16 protein-coding genes are annotated in these 16,828 nt (G+C 65.7%); 3 read left to right on the top strand and 13 right to left on the bottom strand.

The window, feature by feature from the left end:
* Positions 1–5: 5 nt before the first annotated feature.
* Together ACLMAJ_RS05290 and ACLMAJ_RS05285 are read right to left on the bottom strand one after the other, a co-directional pair.
* Positions 6–1,055, bottom strand: a complete 1,050-nt coding sequence (locus ACLMAJ_RS05290; protein ID WP_412012334.1) for an alcohol dehydrogenase catalytic domain-containing protein — start codon at positions 1,053–1,055, stop codon at positions 6–8.
* A 70-nt stretch (positions 1,056–1,125) separates the two neighbouring features.
* On the bottom strand, positions 1,126–1,881 hold the full coding sequence (locus ACLMAJ_RS05285; RefSeq protein ID WP_479725027.1) for an SDR family NAD(P)-dependent oxidoreductase: 756 nt from the start codon (positions 1,879–1,881) through the stop codon (positions 1,126–1,128).
* A gap of 273 nt (positions 1,882–2,154) precedes the next feature.
* Between ACLMAJ_RS05285 and ACLMAJ_RS05280 the strand changes: the two genes are divergently transcribed.
* Both ACLMAJ_RS05280 and ACLMAJ_RS05275 read left to right on the top strand, forming a co-directional pair.
* On the top strand, positions 2,155–4,338 hold the full coding sequence (locus tag ACLMAJ_RS05280; RefSeq protein WP_412012333.1) for a malate synthase G: 2,184 nt from the start codon (positions 2,155–2,157) through the stop codon (positions 4,336–4,338).
* Positions 4,339–4,727: 389 nt separating this feature from the next.
* On the top strand, positions 4,728–5,303 hold the full coding sequence (locus ACLMAJ_RS05275) for a hypothetical protein (protein ID WP_412012332.1): 576 nt from the start codon (positions 4,728–4,730) through the stop codon (positions 5,301–5,303).
* A 266-nt stretch (positions 5,304–5,569) separates the two neighbouring features.
* On the opposite strand, the gene ACLMAJ_RS05270 is transcribed toward ACLMAJ_RS05275, so the two are convergent.
* The 5 genes from ACLMAJ_RS05270 to mgrA form a co-directional block, all read right to left on the bottom strand.
* The gene (locus ACLMAJ_RS05270; RefSeq protein ID WP_412012331.1) at positions 5,570–6,610 is read right to left on the bottom strand and encodes a MerR family transcriptional regulator; all 1,041 of its coding nucleotides are present in this window, start codon (positions 6,608–6,610) and stop codon (positions 5,570–5,572) included.
* A gap of 15 nt (positions 6,611–6,625) precedes the next feature.
* On the bottom strand, positions 6,626–7,282 hold the full coding sequence (locus ACLMAJ_RS05265) for a HEAT repeat domain-containing protein (protein WP_412012330.1): 657 nt from the start codon (positions 7,280–7,282) through the stop codon (positions 6,626–6,628).
* 85 nt (positions 7,283–7,367) lie between these two features.
* The gene (locus tag ACLMAJ_RS05260; RefSeq protein ID WP_412012329.1) at positions 7,368–8,030 is read right to left on the bottom strand and encodes a DUF305 domain-containing protein; all 663 of its coding nucleotides are present in this window, start codon (positions 8,028–8,030) and stop codon (positions 7,368–7,370) included.
* Between the two features lie 2 nt (positions 8,031–8,032).
* Entirely contained in the window at positions 8,033–9,607 is a 1,575-nt protein-coding gene (locus ACLMAJ_RS05255) for an LVIVD repeat-containing protein (protein ID WP_412012328.1), read from the bottom strand.
* 138 nt (positions 9,608–9,745) lie between these two features.
* On the bottom strand, positions 9,746–10,789 hold the full coding sequence (gene mgrA / locus ACLMAJ_RS05250) for an L-glyceraldehyde 3-phosphate reductase (protein ID WP_412012327.1): 1,044 nt from the start codon (positions 10,787–10,789) through the stop codon (positions 9,746–9,748).
* Positions 10,790–10,948: 159 nt separating this feature from the next.
* Between mgrA and ACLMAJ_RS05245 the strand changes: the two genes are divergently transcribed.
* Positions 10,949–11,689 (top strand): GNAT family N-acetyltransferase, encoded by a 741-nt coding sequence (locus tag ACLMAJ_RS05245; protein WP_412012326.1) that lies wholly within the window; start codon positions 10,949–10,951, stop codon positions 11,687–11,689.
* A 51-nt stretch (positions 11,690–11,740) separates the two neighbouring features.
* Here the strand turns inward: ACLMAJ_RS05245 and ACLMAJ_RS05240 are convergent, their stop codons facing one another.
* The 6 genes from ACLMAJ_RS05240 to ACLMAJ_RS05215 all read right to left on the bottom strand — a co-directional run bounded on the left by ACLMAJ_RS05240 (position 11,741) and on the right by ACLMAJ_RS05215 (position 16,743).
* Positions 11,741–12,661, bottom strand: coding sequence for a class I SAM-dependent methyltransferase (locus tag ACLMAJ_RS05240; RefSeq protein ID WP_412012325.1), 921 nt, complete (start codon positions 12,659–12,661; stop codon positions 11,741–11,743).
* Positions 12,662–12,666: 5 nt separating this feature from the next.
* Entirely contained in the window at positions 12,667–13,011 is a 345-nt protein-coding gene (locus ACLMAJ_RS05235) for a VOC family protein (protein ID WP_412012324.1), read from the bottom strand.
* A gap of 1 nt (position 13,012) precedes the next feature.
* A complete protein-coding gene (locus tag ACLMAJ_RS05230; RefSeq protein ID WP_412012323.1) occupies positions 13,013–13,192 on the bottom strand; it encodes a ribbon-helix-helix domain-containing protein in 180 nt (59 codons plus the stop codon).
* A gap of 120 nt (positions 13,193–13,312) precedes the next feature.
* Positions 13,313–14,269, bottom strand: a complete 957-nt coding sequence (locus ACLMAJ_RS05225; protein ID WP_479725026.1) for a 3-methyladenine DNA glycosylase — start codon at positions 14,267–14,269, stop codon at positions 13,313–13,315.
* Between the two features lie 16 nt (positions 14,270–14,285).
* A complete protein-coding gene (locus ACLMAJ_RS05220) occupies positions 14,286–15,350 on the bottom strand; it encodes a hemolysin family protein (protein WP_412012322.1) in 1,065 nt (354 codons plus the stop codon).
* Positions 15,343–16,743 carry a hemolysin family protein gene (locus ACLMAJ_RS05215; RefSeq protein WP_412012320.1) on the bottom strand — a complete coding sequence of 467 codons (1,401 nt, stop codon included), beginning with the start codon at positions 16,741–16,743 and terminating at the stop codon, positions 15,343–15,345. The genes ACLMAJ_RS05220 and ACLMAJ_RS05215 overlap by 8 nt, the downstream gene beginning before the upstream one ends.
* Positions 16,744–16,828 lie beyond the last annotated feature (85 nt).

Genomic DNA, 16,828 nt, shown 5'->3' with positions numbered 1-16,828 from the left:
CGCACTCATCGTCGTGGATCCAGTACGACCTTGGAGACCCCGTCGGCTCTGTCGGCGAACATCCGGTAGGCGCTCGAGCCATCAGACATCGGGAGCTGATGGGAGACAACCGCTTCGGGATCAAGCCGACCGGCGGCGGTGAGGCGGAGCAATGCGGGCAACTCGTATTGGATCGAGCACAGTCCGATGTGGAATTCGAGCTCCTTGACCTGTGCCAGCTGCATGTGGAACGGGAAAGCGCGATTCTGACTGACGCCGACAACGCTCACCCTGCCGCGATGACCGACCGCGCTGATGGCGAGTTTGATGGTGGCATCGGCACCGACCGCTTCGATCGCGACATCCGCGCCGTCGCCGAGCATGTCGCGGATGGCGGCCTTCGGGTCGTCGGACTCGATGGGTTCGGCGCCCAATTCGGCGGCGTGCTTGCGGCGTTCGCCGACCAGATCGACACCGAGCACGCGCGCGGCGCCCATGGCGAATGCCGACTGGACGGCCATCAGCCCCACCGGGCCGAGGCCGATAACCACCACGGTGTCGCCCGCTGCGATGCGGGCACGGCGCGCGCCGTACCAAGCGGTGGGGGCGTTATCGGTCAGAACGACCGCGGCCTCGTCGCTGACCGCGTCCGGGAGTCGTACCAGGTTCCCTTCGGCATGCGGGACCGCGAGCAGTTCGGCCTGCGTACCTGCCAGCGATCCGCCGAGTCCGTAGCAGGCGTCGATCGGCAGTGGATGGCGTTCGCAGGCGGCGACGATGCCGGTCTTGCATTGCGAGCACCGGTCGCAGCCGACCGAGGCGGACGCGAGCACGCGGTCTCCGATCGTGAAACCCTTGACCTCCGGCCCGAGTTCGACGATCTCGCCGACCGCTTCGTGTCCGATGGTGTATCCGGTGCCATCGGTGAACCCGTGTCCGGCATAGATATGCAGATCGCTACCACAGATGCCCGCCGCGGTGACGCGGATGACCGCACCGTCGCGTCCGGGCAATATGGGGTCGGGAACCTCGGTGAACGAAATCTGCTGTGGGCCTGCGTAGGTCAAAGCCTTCATCGGATACTGCCGTCCCCATCGTCGAGCGCTGGTGTGCGCGAAATCGGTTGCGTACCTTGGTTGACAGCCGTCATCGCCAGCCGCCGTCCACCGCGAGGGTGGCTCCGGTGCAGAAGGCCGATGCGTCGGTGGCGAAGAAGAGTGCGGCGCCGACGATCTCGTTCGGCTCGCCCACCCGGGCCATCGCGTTGTGCCTGGTCATCTCCGCCCGCAACTCATCGGGCCACGACTTGGAGATATCGGTGGCGAATGCGCCGCACTGAATGGTATTGACGCGCACGGTCGGTCCGAAGGTTTGCGCGAGACCGCCGGTCAGGTTGGACAACCCGGCCTTGGCCGCCGCATAAGGGACTGCGAGTGGTTCGGGCCGCGACGCCTCGATGGAGGAGATATTGATGATCGCGCCGCCGCCGGCGGCCGCCATGCGCGTCCCGATCAAGGTGGACAGGCGGAACGGGCCCTTGAGGTTCACCCCGATCACCTTGTCGAACATCGTCTCGGTCACCTGGTCCAGGCTCGGATACAGCAGCGACATCCCGGCGTTGTTGACCAGCACGTCGATCTTGTCGAACTCGGCGTAGACGGTCTCCACCAGCGCATCGCACTGCGCCCACTCGCTGACATTGCAGGCCACCGGCAAGGCGCGGCGGCCGCGGGTGCTCTTCACCTCGTCGGCCAGCGCGCGGCACCCATCGAGTTTCCGGCTCGCGATCACCACGTCGGCGCCCGCTTCGGCGAACGCGAGCACCATCTCCCTACCCAAGCCCCGGCTACCCCCGGTGACCAGCACGACCTTGTCCGACAACGACTGTCCCGGCAACGACACCCTGTACTCCATTGATCTAGGCGCTCGAACGTATAGGAAATGTTCCAGTCAGTACATTAATTGGACCGGCCGATACAATCAAGGGTCCGAGCGCATCCACCTCGCGCACGTCCGACGCGCGAACGAATCGGTACCGTCGGCTCGGCTCGGCGGCAGGCTGTGTCGGAAACTGCTGGAGCGTGGCGTATTGACCCAACGCGCCGAGGTGTCACTACCCACGGGTAACATTGGTGTCGATTTTCCTACCCGACTTTCTCAAAAGTGAGGCAGTAGATGACAGAGCGGATTCAGGTCGGCGGGCTCCAGGTGGCCAGCGTTCTCCACGAGTTCATCGAGAACGAGGCGCTCCCCGGTACCGGCGTAGATTCCGCCGCGTTCTGGGCCGGTGCCGAGCAGGTCATCAATGACCTTGCCCCGCGCAACCGCGTCCTGCTGGCCGAACGCGACAAGATCCAGGGCAAGCTGGACGCCTGGCACGCCGAGCATCCCGGCGCGAATTACGACAAGGCTGCCTACAAGAGCTTCCTCGGAGAGATCGGTTACCTGCGCCAGGAACCGGCCGACTTCGCGATCGCCACCGAGAACGTGGACACCGAGATCACCGTTACCGCGGGCCCGCAGCTGGTAGTGCCGGTGATGAACGCACGCTTCGCGATCAATGCCGCCAACGCGCGCTGGGGCTCGCTCTACGACGCGCTCTACGGCACAGACGCCATCTCCGAGGCCGACGGCGGCGAGAAGGGCACCGGCTACAACCCGGTCCGCGGCGCCCGCGTGATCGAGTTCGCCCGCGACTTCCTCGACACCGCGGCCCCGCTGGCCAACGGTTCGCACCGCAGCTCGACGCACTACGCCATCGACAACGGCAAGCTGGCCGTCACGCTGGCCAACGACGAGGTGACCACGTTGGCCGCCGACGGTGCCGAGCTGGTCGGCTACCTCGGCGACCCGGCCTCGCCGACCTCGGTGCTGTTGAAGCACAACGGGCTGCACGCCGAGATCGAGATCGACGGCTCGTCGCCGATCGGCAAGACCGATCCGGCGGGCGTCAAGGACGTCGTGCTCGAGTCCGCGATCACCACGATCATGGACTTCGAGGATTCGGTCGCTGCGGTTGACGCCGAGGACAAAGTCCTCTGCTACCACAACTGGCTCGGCCTGATGAAGGGCGATCTCGCGGAGAAGGTCAGCAAGGGCGAGAAGACCTTCATCCGCACCATGAACCAGGACCGCGTCTACACCGCGATCGGCGGTGGCGAGCTGGTGCTGCACGGCCGTTCGCTGCTGTTCGTTCGCAATGTCGGTCACCTGATGACCAGCGACGCGATCATCGACTCCGCCGGCTACGACGTGCCCGAAGGCATCATGGACGGCCTGGTCACCTCGCTGGTCGCCACGCACTCGCTGCGCGGTGACACCGAACTGAAGAACAGCAGGACCGGCTCGGTCTACATCGTGAAGCCGAAGATGCACGGCCCCGACGAGGTCGCCTTCACCAATGAACTGTTCGGCAGGATCGAGGACGTGCTCGGCCTGCCGCGCAACACCCTCAAGGTCGGCATCATGGACGAGGAGCGTCGCACCACGGTGAACCTGAAGGCGTGTATCGAGGCAGCGAGCGAGCGGGTCGTGTTCATCAACACCGGCTTCCTCGACCGCACCGGCGACGAGATCCACACCTCCATGGAGGCCGGACCGATGGTCCGCAAGGCCGAAATGAAGAAGGAGCAATGGATCCTGTCCTACGAGGACTGGAACGTCGACACCGGTCTCGCCACCGGCCTGCCAGGTCGGGCGCAGATCGGCAAGGGCATGTGGGCCATGCCGGATCTGATGCACGACATGCTCGAGCAGAAGATCGGCCACCCGCGTTCGGGCGCCAACACCGCATGGGTGCCGTCGCCGACCGCCGCGACCCTGCACGCCACCCACTACCACCAGGTGAACGTCTTCGAGCGGCAGCAGGAGATCGCCGCCGGTGGTCGTCGCGCGACCGTCGACCAGATCCTGGAGATCCCGCTGGCCGCGAACCCGAACTGGTCGGCCGAGGAGAAGCAGCAGGAGCTGGACAATAACTCCCAGGGCATCCTCGGTTACGTGGTGCGCTGGATCGACCACGGTGTCGGCTGCTCCAAGGTGCCCGATATCCGCGATGTCGGTCTCATGGAAGACCGTGCCACCCTGCGTATTTCGAGCCAACTGATGGCGAACTGGCTGCGTCACGGTGTCGTCACCGCCGACGAGGTGCTCGCGAGCCTGGAGCGGATGGCACCGGTGGTGGACAAGCAGAACGCGGGCGACCCGAGCTACCGGCCGCTGGCGCCGGACTTCGCAGGCAGCATCGCCTTCCAGGCCGCCAAGGAACTGGTCCTCGAAGGCACCAGGCAGCCCAACGGCTACACCGAGCCGATCCTGCACCGCCGTCGCCGCGAGGCCAAGGCGCTGAACTGCCTCTGAGTTCGCTACCGTGAACCCCCTGGTCGGCACGCCGCCGATCGGGGGGTTTCACGTATCAGTCGATGGTTGCTGCCCGCTGCCGGGCGAGTTTCGAGCCGGATGCTGATTCCGTTACCCTTTGCCTGCACTGAAGATGTCCGATGTGAGGAAGTTTTATGGGAAGCGTTGTCCTTGATGTGATCGCTCTGCTTGCCAATCGGGCGGCGTCGTTCTGGAATTGGGCGGTCACCGGCTCGGCCGGATTCCCGCCACTGTGACGCAGGGCTGAACGTCCAGCACTCGAAAACCCCTGGTTTTGCGGCCGTCGATATCGGCCCCGCGGCCAGGGGTTTTCTTGTTTCTCGCATGAGGACTCGCGATGGAGGTGCCCGCCGACGTATCTTGTTCAGATGAGCAGTGCCGGTAGGGTCCGCGCGCGTTCGGGCGCACCGCGCTGGTTCGTTGTGTGGATGAGCTTTCTCACCTGCGTGGTCGCGCTATTGTGCGTCGCCCTGTGTTGGGAGTTGGCGTCTCTCGGTGATCAGTTCACCAAAGTGCTTCTGTGGGTGGGGCTTTCGGTGGTCAGCGTGGTCGCGTTGTTCTTCGGCCTTATCGGGCTGGTTCGATATCACACCATCCAGGTGAGCCTGGCGGTGCCATTGCTGATCATCGCGCTCGCCGCGCTGGTTTGGTTCGAGGCCCCGCAGGACGCGGGCTGGCACGTTTCCCGAGGCATCCTGGAGGACCAGTCGATCGACTGCGTCAACCCCGGCCGCCATACCCGCCTCGGCGTGTACGCCGTGACCGCCGTGACCGTTCGCGACGGCGGCTGCCTTTTCTATGTCCAAGGGACATCGGAGAATTCGGAAGGATTCGCCTACTTCCCACCCGAAAGCGCGCCACCGAGTCCGGGGGCTCCGGTCGAACGCGGCGTCGAATACTGGCAATACGATGGGCGCTGGTACCGGTTCGTAGACTCGTCGTAGTTTCGATAAGCATTGGTCGCAACGGAACTCGTGTATCGGGTCAGTGCTCGACCGGCTTCGGTTCGATCCACAACGCCTCGGCGACGGCGCACAGATCGCCTGTAGGAGTTGCCAAGGCGACCTGGATCACGCGCCGCCTCAACTCTTTCGGTATCCCTGATGTCAGATCATGATCGACGATACCGGCGCTCTGCGATGCCACCGAACCGCGTCGCCGCGACCTATCTCGTCGCACGACCGGACTATTGGGATCAGCGACCCGAGAGCTAGGGAAGCTCGACTGCCGATCTACCTGCGAAATCAGATTTCCGGGGGTCTCGGGTGCGCAGGATCGCAGACGCGGTCGCCGCGATCTTCCGGTCGCCGTCACCGGCCAGCTCGTTGAGAGCCTCCCGTGCCGCGGCGGGGGGAAGCTCGGCGAGTGCCTGCGTGATTCGCAAGCGGGTCGGGGCATCGACGGTGTTGTCGAGCGTGTTCCGCATGGCACGGACGATGTCGTCGGCGGCCGTCACGACCTCCGCCAGCAATCCCAACACCTCGGCAGCCTCGACGTCGGACCGGCCCTCGACGACCATCTCGAGAAGGGCAGGCACCGCCTCGGTGACACGCCGGGCACCGAGAGCCAGGGCAGCGCGATCTCGCACCGTCGCGTCGTGGTCGTCGAGGGCTTTCCGCAGCAGCACCGTCGCTTCCGCGGCCGGCACCGCCGCTATCGCGATAGTCGCGCGGCGCCGGACCTCGACCACCGTCGAATCCAGGCCGACAGCCAGGTCCGTCAGCCCGGCACCGGCCGCCCTCGCCAACGACCACCGCAGCGCGCCGGCGACATTCAGGTCGTCCTCCGACAGTGCTGCCTCGACCAGCGCTTCGACGGGCAGCGCCGCGCCCTCGTTCTGGGAGAGCACCGCTTGTTGACGGTGGGCTCCGGACTCCGATTCGAGCGCGCGCAGCAATGTGACGATGCCCATGACGTCCCCCCACTGCGCCGGCGCGGCCGCATCGACGCGCTCGAGCTTCCTGAGCAGTTCCTCCTCGGCGGCAATCCGCGCTCGCGTGTGCCCGATGAGCTCTCCGACCAATTCGGCCGGCGCGAAGTCGGGCTCGTCCAGCGCCCGCTTGGCGTCGTTGAGCGACAGCCCCAGGGTCCTGAGGCACTCGACATGGAAGAGACGACGGATGTCGTCGGCGGAGTACGCACGGTAACCGCCGGATGTGCGGCCCGTCGGTGTCACCAGCCCCAGCGAGTCGTAGTGGCGCAGCATGCGGGTGCTGACGCCGCAACGCCGCGAGACCTCACCGATCAACATCCCGTCGTCCTCCTGCTAGGTGTCCGGACCTGTCACAGCGACGCGCTCGGCCATCTCGAACGCCAGAGTGAACCCGCTATCGGGGTCACGACGGAGCCGTTCGGTGGCCTCCGCATGAGCGCGAACGCGTGGATCGGGATTCGCCGTGGCGGCGTCCAGAACTGATGCGGCGGCCTCTCCGAGCGCCGCCAGTGCCCGGCTCAGGCTGAGCTGCACATGGTAGTCACCCCGTCCGAGCGCGGTCGCCATATCGGCTGCGAGCTCACCCTCCTCGCCGGGCGGAACGAGCACCGTCGCGGCCCGCCACGCACTGCGCGCCACCTCGTCGTGTTCGTCGTGCAACAGTGTCGACACCGCAGGCCAGGCACTCGGGTCGCCGATCTTGGACAGGGTATGCAGCGCCTGACTGCGGGCCTGCGTCGTATCGGACCCGAGCTCTTCGAGCAGGCTAGGTACCGTGATCTCGGCAGGCATCCGGCATAGCGCCCAGGTCAGCATGTCCCGGACGAAGAAGTCCGGTTCGACGGCACACCGGGCGACGAGGGTCTGAGCGAGACGAGGATCGCCCAGTGTGCCGACCGCGAGCGCCGCCCGTAGTCGCGTAGACGAATCGACACCGGCAAGAGCGTCGACGAGGCGAGCATCCGGCTCACCGTAGTTGGTTGTGTTCACGACAACCACCTCCTTCGACGACCACTCAAGTCCTTATCACAGTGTCAAGGTCAAGCGGTGGAGTCACAGCTGGCGCTGTGGTGAGTCAGGGGAGGGGGCGGCCGCCGAGTTGGGTGAGTAGGACGCCGATTACACCGGCTTCCTGGCTTTGGCTTTGGAACATCGAGCGGGCGGATTCCTTGACCGGGCCCGACGGCAGGAGCTGGTCGGCGGCGCTGGACATGGTGAGGCCGCCCTGGTGGTGGCGGAACATGAGTTGTAAGAAGAGGATTGCGGCGTCGCGGCCGCGAGCGGTGGCCAGGGCGTCGAGTTCGGCCATGGTTGCCATGCCGGGCATGAGGGAGTTCGGCGGTGGCTGCGGGTTATCGGCGACGGCTACCGAATGTTGGTGGGGTGCGACTTGTTCGGCGTGCATCCAGGCCATCGGGTGTGGGGAAAGCGGGGTTTCGTTCGCCAGGCGCAGCCAGCCGAGCAGGGTGCCGATTTCGATGCGCTGGGCGTCGGCGAGCTGTTGCGCGAGGCGCAGGACGGTGGGGTCCGCGCCGCGGTCGAGGCGTTGCACCATGATCAGGGCCTGCTGGTGGTGGACGGTCATGTCCTGCGCGAAGCCGACCTCTACCGAGGTGAGAACCGGTGTGCCGGTGTGGTCTTCGGGCAGCACCAGTGGGCGTAGGGCCGCCCCGATCACCAGCAGCGCCACGGCCAGCGAGGTGAGCGCGGCGACCTTGAACCACCGGGTGTTCCACACCGCTACGACCCGACGATCGACTGCTGGTCCGCGGGCGGGGTGTACACCGCGTTGTCGAGTTGCAGGACCATGAAGCCGTTGTCCGAGCATGCGACGTAGAGCTGGTCGCCGCGCCATTCGGGCGGGGAGAAGCACCAGTCGGTGGAGACGTCACCGAAGGCGAGGTTGCCGGTGCGCGGGGTGAACGCGTCCCACGGGTTGAACTGTCCCTCCAGTACCGCGCGAGCGGCGGGCGGCGCGGTCATCAGCGGGACGCCGATGATCGAGGCCAAGGCGTGCGGTGAGTTCCACAGTGAAAGGTTCTGGCCGGTGCGTGCGGGCGGGTTGAAGTAGGCCATCTCGCGAATGTCGTGCGGGTCACGGATATCGAACACCCGAATGCCGGAAGAGATCCAGCCGCAGGCCAATGCTGTGGGATCGGTCGGGCGGTCGGCTGCGCAGTAGTGCGACTCGTAGGCGAAGACCGAACCACCCATGGACGAACCGATATTGCTGTCGATATTTTGCGGGAGGTTGATCTCCAATTTGATCTTGCCCGCGACCTTCGGGGCGGTGTCATCGGAGATGTCGATGAGTTTCACACCGCCGGAACCACCTTCGTCGATGGTGTAGAGGTATGGCTTGCCGCCGTAGGTGACCGGGATGCTGTGCTGAGTGGCCCAGCCGTCGGTCCAGAAGGTCCTGCCGATGTGCTGCACCTGTGGATTCGGGTCGCGGCGCTGCACCGCGCTGATGTCGAGCACGGTGAATCCGCCCAGTGCCGAAAGATACATCCGATTGCCGTCGGCGCTGATGCCGAAGCCATGCGCCTCGATTCCGGTCAGGCCCTGCCAGATGACGCGCGGGTTGCTCGGGTTGGTGAGATCGACGGCGCTGACGAAGCCGGGGGCGATACCGGAGGCCCAGTAGGTGTTGCCGTCGGGGGAGAAGCCACCCTCGTGGGTTGTGATCGGCAGCGGCATCAGCAGATTGGTGCCCGCGCCCGGATTGAGCAGGCGTGGGTGCGCGCAGTCGGAGATGTCATAGACCGACAAGTAGCCGACGCCCTCGCCGACCGGCACGCCGGTGCCGACCAGCAGTTTGCGTTCGGCGTTGACCTTCAGGCTTTCCCAGGTGCCCGCGAGCATGGCGGGCTCGGTCAGGGTCGCGGTCGGTCGTGGGTTCGCCGGATCGGACACGTCGAGCACCTGGACGCCGCGACCTTCGCTGATCAGGTCGCCGGGGAAGAACGAGCCCATGTAGGCACAGTTCTCGTAGCTGGTGGAGGTGATGCCCGCGCCACGCCCCGCGAAGTTGCCGAGCATGCTCATATTGCAGCGATAGCCCTGGGTGCTGCGCCGACTGTTGCGGTCGGCCGCCGGAACATCGCCTTGGAGACCGGTTTCCGGCATCGACCCGGCTCCGCAGTCGGCACGGGGCACCGAACTGCGCCCGACATCGAGGAATTCCTGCACGAAGGTGGTGATATCCGATTGCAGATCGGCCGAGGCGCTGCTGGGCACCATCATCGCGGCCACCACCGCGGTAGTGACCAAAGCCAGCGATCGGGCACGGCGAATCCTCACCAATGGGCGCATCGTCGCATCCCCCAACTCCCTCGATCTCGAACCATGCGAGTCACTGACTCATGCAGTGGCCGCGAACTGACTGAATAGTAGTAACAGTCAGTAACTTATGGGAGTCATTTCGCGAAATATCCCCAATGCTCGGTCCGCTCAGAGGGCGCCTTTGCGCGCCGACCGCCACAGATCGACTTCGCCGTCGTCGTCGAGGAGGACGTCGATGGCGGCGAGCTCATCGGCGCTGAAATCGAGAGTGTCCAGCGCTGCGACGTTCTGAGCGAGCTGGTCGGTGCTGGATGCGCCGACCACGAGCGAGGTCACACGCGCGTCGCGCAGCGCCCAGGCGAGGGCCAGTTGCGCCAGCGTCTGTCCGCGTCCGGAGGCGACCTCGTTCAGCTTGCGCAACCGATCGATCATGTCGGGGGTGAGCAATTCGGTTTGGAACGACTTACCTTGTGTGGCACGCGATTGCGCTGGAATACCGTCGAGGTACTTCGAGGTGAGCATGCCCTGCGCGAGCGCGGTGAACCCGATGACACCGAACCCTTCCTCAGCGGCGGCATCGAGCAACCCCTCGGTCTCGATCCAGCGGTTGAGCATCGAGTAGGACGGTTGATGGATGAGAAGCGGCGTGCCGAGCTCACGCAATATCTTCGCCATCGCGGCGGAATCCTCTGCGGTATACGAAGAAATCCCTACGTATAGCGCTTTCCCTTGGCGGACAGCGGTATTCAGCGCCGCTGCGGTTTCCTCGAGCGGGGTGGTCGGGTCGAATCGGTGCGAGTAGTAGATATCGACATAGTCGAGCCCCAGCCGGGCCAGCGACTGATCGAGTGAGGCGAGCAGGTATTTGCGCGACCCACCGCCCTGTCCGTACGGACCGGGCCACATGTCCCATCCCGCTTTGGTGGATATGACGAGTTCGTCGCGATACGGTGCGAGATCCTCGCGCAATATTCGTCCGGCGTTGATCTCGGCCGACCCGTACGGAGGGCCGTAGTTGTTGGCCAGGTCGAAATGGGTGATGCCGAGGTCGAAGGCGCGCAAGGCGATCTCGCGCTGCACGAGGTAGGGGCGATCGTCGCCGAAGTTGTGCCAGAAACCGAGCGAGAGCAGTGGCAGGTCGAGACCGGACCGGCCCGAGCGGCGGTAGCGCATCGCACCGTCGTACCTGGTGGGTTCGGGAATGTATGTCATTCGGACCTCCTCGTCACTTGTACCGACTGTCCCATAGTGCGCTCCGGCCGACACGATTGCGTGCCGCGGAATCGGAATCGCGGTGAGTGCAATCGGTGCCCGGTGGTTATGCGCCTCGCTAACGTTCTGTGGTTGAACGCTGTCATGGAGGAGAGTGCGGTGACCATTGAGTCGACCATCGACGTTTCGATACATCCGCTCGACGACCCGGTGCGGGCGTCGTTGCGTGGCGAGCATCGACGGTTCGCCCGCTGGGTGGGCCGGATCGGCCGCTATGACCCCGCGGTCGCCAGGTTCGTCGGCCATCCGCCGGTACTGGGCGAACAGGACTGGGCCGACCTGGCCACACTGCTCGGGCCGGGCGGCAGCACCGCACTGCGCGGGCATGGCCACGTGCCGCCGCAGGGCTGGACGGTCGTGAACGAACTCGCCTCGGTGCAGATGGATGGCGCGGCGTTGCGTGTTGCCGACGATCCGGAATTCGACATACTCACCGCGGCCGATGTACCCGAGATCCTGGAACTGATCGCCCGCACCGAACCGGGCCCGTACGCGCCGCGAACCATAGAAATGGGTACCTACCTCGGTCTGCGGGTGGACGGCAGGCTGGTGGCGATGGCAGGCGAGCGCATGCACCCGCCCGGCTGGACCGAGATCAGCGCTGTCTGCACCGACGCCGAATTCCGTGGCCGCGGCTTCGCCTCACGTCTGATCCGAGCAGTCGGCTCGGGCATCCGGGCGCGCGGTGAGACGCCGTTCCTGCACGCTGTCGCTCAGAATGCGACGGCGATCAGTGTGTACGAAACGCTGGGATTCACACTGCGCAAGCGCTCGGTGTTGACGATCGTGCAGGCACCGCTGGCGCAATCGTCCGCGGGCGGCGCGACGGCGCCGCACTAGTCACCGAAACCGTCTCCGCCGCCTTCGATCGCAGTCGACCTCCTTCGTCGATCATGCTCCTGAGGATTGCTCGGCCCGGTCCGTAGGCGCTGCGTCAGGTTGCAGCGTGGGGATGGTGGCTACCAGCAGATCCTCTCCGCTCGATGGGCGGAGTCCGTCGGTGCGATCGGCGAAGTAGCGCTCCGCGAGTACCGTTCCCGGCACGTGTCGCGGGGCCTCGAAACCGGCTTCACCGGCCATAGTCAACATTTCCCGCGGGGTGTAGAAGCTGATGAACGGTGTTCCAGAGGCGCGCGCGCCCTTCTCCGACGCTCGGAGTCCGGTGCTGTCGGCGTCGTCGAGGAGTTGGGGCGGCAGCAGGAACGTCATCGCGAGCGTCGAACCGGGAGCGAGCCCGGCGAGCTGGCGCAGGGTGGCCGCGGTCGCCTCTTTTGTGAGGTACATGGTCACGCCGGTGGAGACGACGACCGCGGGCCTGTCAGGATCGAAGCCCGCCGCAGCAAGCTGATCCCACCAGGACTCGCTCGCCTCGAAGTCGACCGGCACCAGTCGCAGCCAGTCGGGGATGCCGTAGCCGAGTTCGATGAGGCGTTGCCGTTTCCAGGATTGGGGGCCGGGCTGGTCGACCTCGAACACCGCTATGCGGGAGGCGATCTCCGGCCTGCGCTGGGCAAAGGTATCCAGGCCCGCCCCGAGGACGACGTACTGGACGACGCCGTCGGCGGCCTGCTCGGCCACCAGCTCCTCGATGAAACGAGCGCGGGCCACAATGGCTGCCCGAAACCCGCTGGTGGCGTTCGGATCCATGTCCGGGCGGTGGTGCCAGTCATCGTCGGGGTCGGCCAGGCGCAGGCCGATCTCGTCCTCGAGCACGTGCGGCGGCGGATCGACCTGGACGTGCATCGCCCGCCACAGGGCCACTCGCACCGCCGTGCTGTCCGGCGCCTCGGTCGGCTCGTCTGCGATCGCCATGACGGTCAGTTCTCGGTCGGAGCTTGCAGGCTCCAGAGACGGCCGTCCGGGTCGCGAACGGTCATCTCCTTGGTTCCGTAATGGGTGTCCGAGAGCGGTGTCACCACCTCGACGGCAGGATCGGGACCGAGCGCACCCGCCTCGGTCATTTTCAGCACGATCTGCACTCCGAGCTCCCTGTCTTCGGGGACCTCGGCAATGAAGATGTAGGGACCGTTTCCGTTTCGGAGCTGGCCGGAATTGTGGTCGGTCGAGAACTCCAATTCGTAGCCGAGTGCCTGGAAGAACTTCGCTGCCTTGCCCCAGTTGTGGGTCTCCAGGAACACGGCCTCTATCCCATCGGTCGCCATGTCAGGTTTCCTTCCCGGTCGATTGCTGTCGTTGCCTGTGGGCGTCCTCGAGGTAGGCGCGCAACGCTTGGGCGACCAACGCCGACAGTGAAAGGCCCGTCTCGATGGAGTGGTGTTTGACCTGCTTGATCAGTCCGACCGGCAGGTACACGTTGAACTGCTTGATCTCCTCGTCGCCCACAAGTCAATGCTAGCATGCTAGCAACCTAGTGTCGAGCCGTCGCGGTAGTTATGCCATCGGCCTGGTCTGAGTGAATGTTCGGGAAGGGCAACCGGTTTCGCTGTGCGAGGTGCTGCGGGACTATCGCACGTCAGGAACGTGTGCGAGCAGGTCGAGGCACGCGTCGTGGAGGCGTGCTCGCAGAATTCGAGCGCGCTCCGCGATCTCGGATTGGCGGCGGACGTACTCGGCACGTCCGGTCGGTGTCTCGATGCGAATCGGCTCGTAGCCGTGTTGGGCCAGGTCGTACGGGCTGGCGCGCATGTCGAGCTCACGAGCGGCGAGGGCCAGTTCGAAGCAGTCCAAAGTCAGCTCGGAACTGATCAGCGGGCTCGCGTGAAAGCACCATTTGTAGAGGTCCATGTTGGCGTGCAAACAGCCGGGCTGCTCGGTCGCTACCTGGTCCGCTCGGGTCAGCGGTTCGATATTGCGACCGACCGCCTCCGGTGTGAAGAAGCGGAAGGCATCGTAGTGGGTGCACCGCAACGACATCGACTCGACGACCTCATCGGTGCCTGCCCGCCCCAACCGTAGCGGCACCTGCTGGTGGCGTACGTCCTCGGTGCGATAGACCATGGCCCACTCGTGCAGTCCGAAACACGACAACTGTGCCGGTCGGGATGTGGTGGCGCGCAACAGGTTCGCGACGAACTCGATGGTGTCCCGACGTCGCGCCAGGAAGCCGGGGTCGGCGGTGAATATGCCACCGCCGGAACCGGATTCGGCCCGCCCGTCTCCGAGAGGAGAACGAGCGGGCTCGACGATATTCGGTTTCGCATCGGTTTCGCTCGGCAGCCGGTGATATCCGCGAGCACCCTCGTATTCCGACGCCTCGGCCATGGCCACTCCGAAGCCGGGATGCCAGCGTCGCAACTGCGCGGGCTTATGTCCGTAGTAGGTGAACAGGAAGTCGATCACCGGATGCGACGAACCCGCCGAGCGCCGTTCGAGATACGGCCCGACGAGCTCGTCCAGTCGCGCCCGATGCGCAACGGCTTGCGCTCGCCACCGCGCCGCGGGCAGTACCGGCAGACTCATTCGAGCGTGACCCGCCTCATTCGATCACCCGGTGGGTGTTGTCACGGACCGTACCGACGAACTCCTCCACCAGGTCCTCGAGCGCGACGATGCCGGTGGTGTTGCCACGGTTGTCCACGACCCGGCCGAGATGGCTGTTGGTGCGGCGCAGGCGGGCGAGCGCCTCGTACAACGTGGTGCCCATGCTCACCGTCGGCAGCGGCCGAATATCTGTGCGCGGTATGGGGGTACCCGGCCCGGCCGTCTCGTCGGCGACCTTGTCGAGCACGTCCTTCACGTGCAGATATCCGACCAGCGAGCCGTCGGTGGAACGGACCGGATAGCGGGAGAATCCGGTCTCCGCGACGGCGGATTCGATGTCGCCGAGCGTGGTTCCGTTGCCGCGCAACGGCACCGACCTGAGGATGTCCAAGGGCACCATCACATCGGCGACCACCCGATCGGAGGTGCCGAGCGCCTGCGTCAGTCGCCGGTGCTCCTCCTCGTCGAGCAAGCCCTCCGACCGGGACTCGCCGATCATCTCGGCGAGCTCGACGCTGGAGACGGTGGCGTTGAGCTCGTCCTTCGGCTCGATCCGCAGCAGCCGAAGCGACAGATTCGCGGCCAGGTTGTAGATCGCGATGAGGGGGCGAGCCAGCCGCAGCCAGGCCAGGTGGATCGGAACCAGCAGCAGCGCACTGCGTTCCGGCCCCGCCAAGGCGATATTTTTCGGGATCATCTCGCCGAACAGGATGTGCAGGATCACCACGATCGTCAGCGCAACGGCGAAGGCGATCGGGTGCAACAGCTGATCCGGCATGCCGACCAGCTCGAACGGGCCCTCCAGCAGATGCGCCACCGCCGGCTCGCCGACCCGGCCGAGCAGAATCGAGCAGATGGTGATCCCGAGCTGCGCGGCGGCCAGCATCATCGACAGGTTCTCACCAGCCCGGATCACTGTGTCGGCGTTGCGTTTGCCCTGAGCGGCAAGCGCTTCCAGTCGATCCCTGCGTGCCGAGATCAGTGCGAATTCGGCGGCGACGAAGAAGGCGTTGCTGGCGAGCAGCACCACGGTGAGCAGAACTCCGAACAGGTCACCCACGGCTGTGCTCCTGGTCCGCGTGGTGCATGCGCGAGTGCAATTCGTCGGCGGAGACCGGGATCAGGCGTACGCGGTCGATGCGCCGCCCGTCCATCCGTTCGACCTTGGCGATCCAGCCGCCCTCGTCGGACGAACCATTCGGCCCCCGGTTGTGCGAACCGGGATTCGGCAGCACCACCTCGTCCCCGGTCACCGGAATGCGGCCGAGGCGGGTCAGTACCAGGCCGCCGAGCGTCTCGTATTCGCCTTCCGGCGCGTCGTAGCCGGTGGCGCGCGACACCTCGTCGATGCGCAGCAGGCCCGAGCAGTCCCAGCCGTCGGAGACCCTGCGGACGTCGCGCTCCTCTTCGTCGTGCTCGTCGCGCACGTCTCCGAGGATCTCCTCGATGATGTCCTCCATGGTGACGATGCCCGCGGTGCCGCCGTATTCGTCGACGACCAGCGCAACCTGCATGCCATCGGCGCGCACCCGTTCGAGTACCTCGTCGCCGTCGAGGCTGGCGGGCACGATCGGGACCTGGTGTGCGAGCAGGTGCAGTGGGATGGTGTTTCGGACGTTCGCCGGGTGGGTGAACGCCTGTTTGACGTGCACCACGCCGAGGGTGTTGTCCAGGTCGCCGTCGATCACGGGGAATCGGGAGTACCCGGTGCGACTCGCGGCCGCGATGAGATCGGCGATGGTATCGGATTTGTCCAGCGATTCGATCTTGACCCGCGGGGTCATCAGTTCCTCTGCACTGCGCTCGCCGAATTGCAGCGAGCGGTCGATCACTATCGCGGTGCGCTGATCGAGTGCGCCGCGCAGCGCCGACGTGCGCACCAGCGAGCCGAGTTCCTGCGGCGAACGCGCCGAGCGCAGTTCCTCCGCCGGTTCGACACCGAAGCGGCGGACCACCCAATTCGCGGTGCCGTTGAGGAAGTGGATCATCCACTTGAAGACCACCGAGAAGGCGATCATCGGGCCCGCGGTCAGGCGCGCGGTGCCCAGCGGCATCGCGATCGCGATGTTCTTGGGCACCAGCTCGCCGTAGATCATCGAGAGCGAGGTGGCCAGCACCAGCGCGAGCACCAGCGAAATGCCGTGCGCGGTGCTCTGGCTCACACCGAGCGCGGTGAACGGCGGGGAAAGCAGCCTGGCCAGTACCGGTTCGGCGATGTAGCCGGTGATCAGCGTGGTGATCGTGATGCCGAGTTGGGCGCCCGAGAGCTGGAACGACAGCGTGTGGTGCGCCTGGCGGACCATCCGCGATCGCGCGTCACCGGTGCGCGCGTGCGCCTCCACGGTGCTGCGTTCGAGTGCGGTGAGGGAGAATTCGGCGGCGACGAAGAGCGCGGTCCCTGCGGTGAGTGCGATGAATCCGAGCAGGCTGAGCACGGTGAGTGCGACGGACATCGTCAGCACCACCCGCAGGACGCGGGACGGTCGACCGCGGGGAATCGAGCTGAATCAGAGTGGACTGCTGCGAGAAGGAGGGCGC

Origin of the sequence: Nocardia arseniciresistens (genome assembly GCF_046764875.1) — a bacterium.
Taxonomy (GTDB): Bacteria; Actinomycetota; Actinomycetes; order Mycobacteriales; family Mycobacteriaceae; genus Nocardia; species Nocardia arseniciresistens.
Note: the sequence above shows the minus strand (reverse complement) of the source record. Positions and strands in the feature narration are given on the sequence as shown.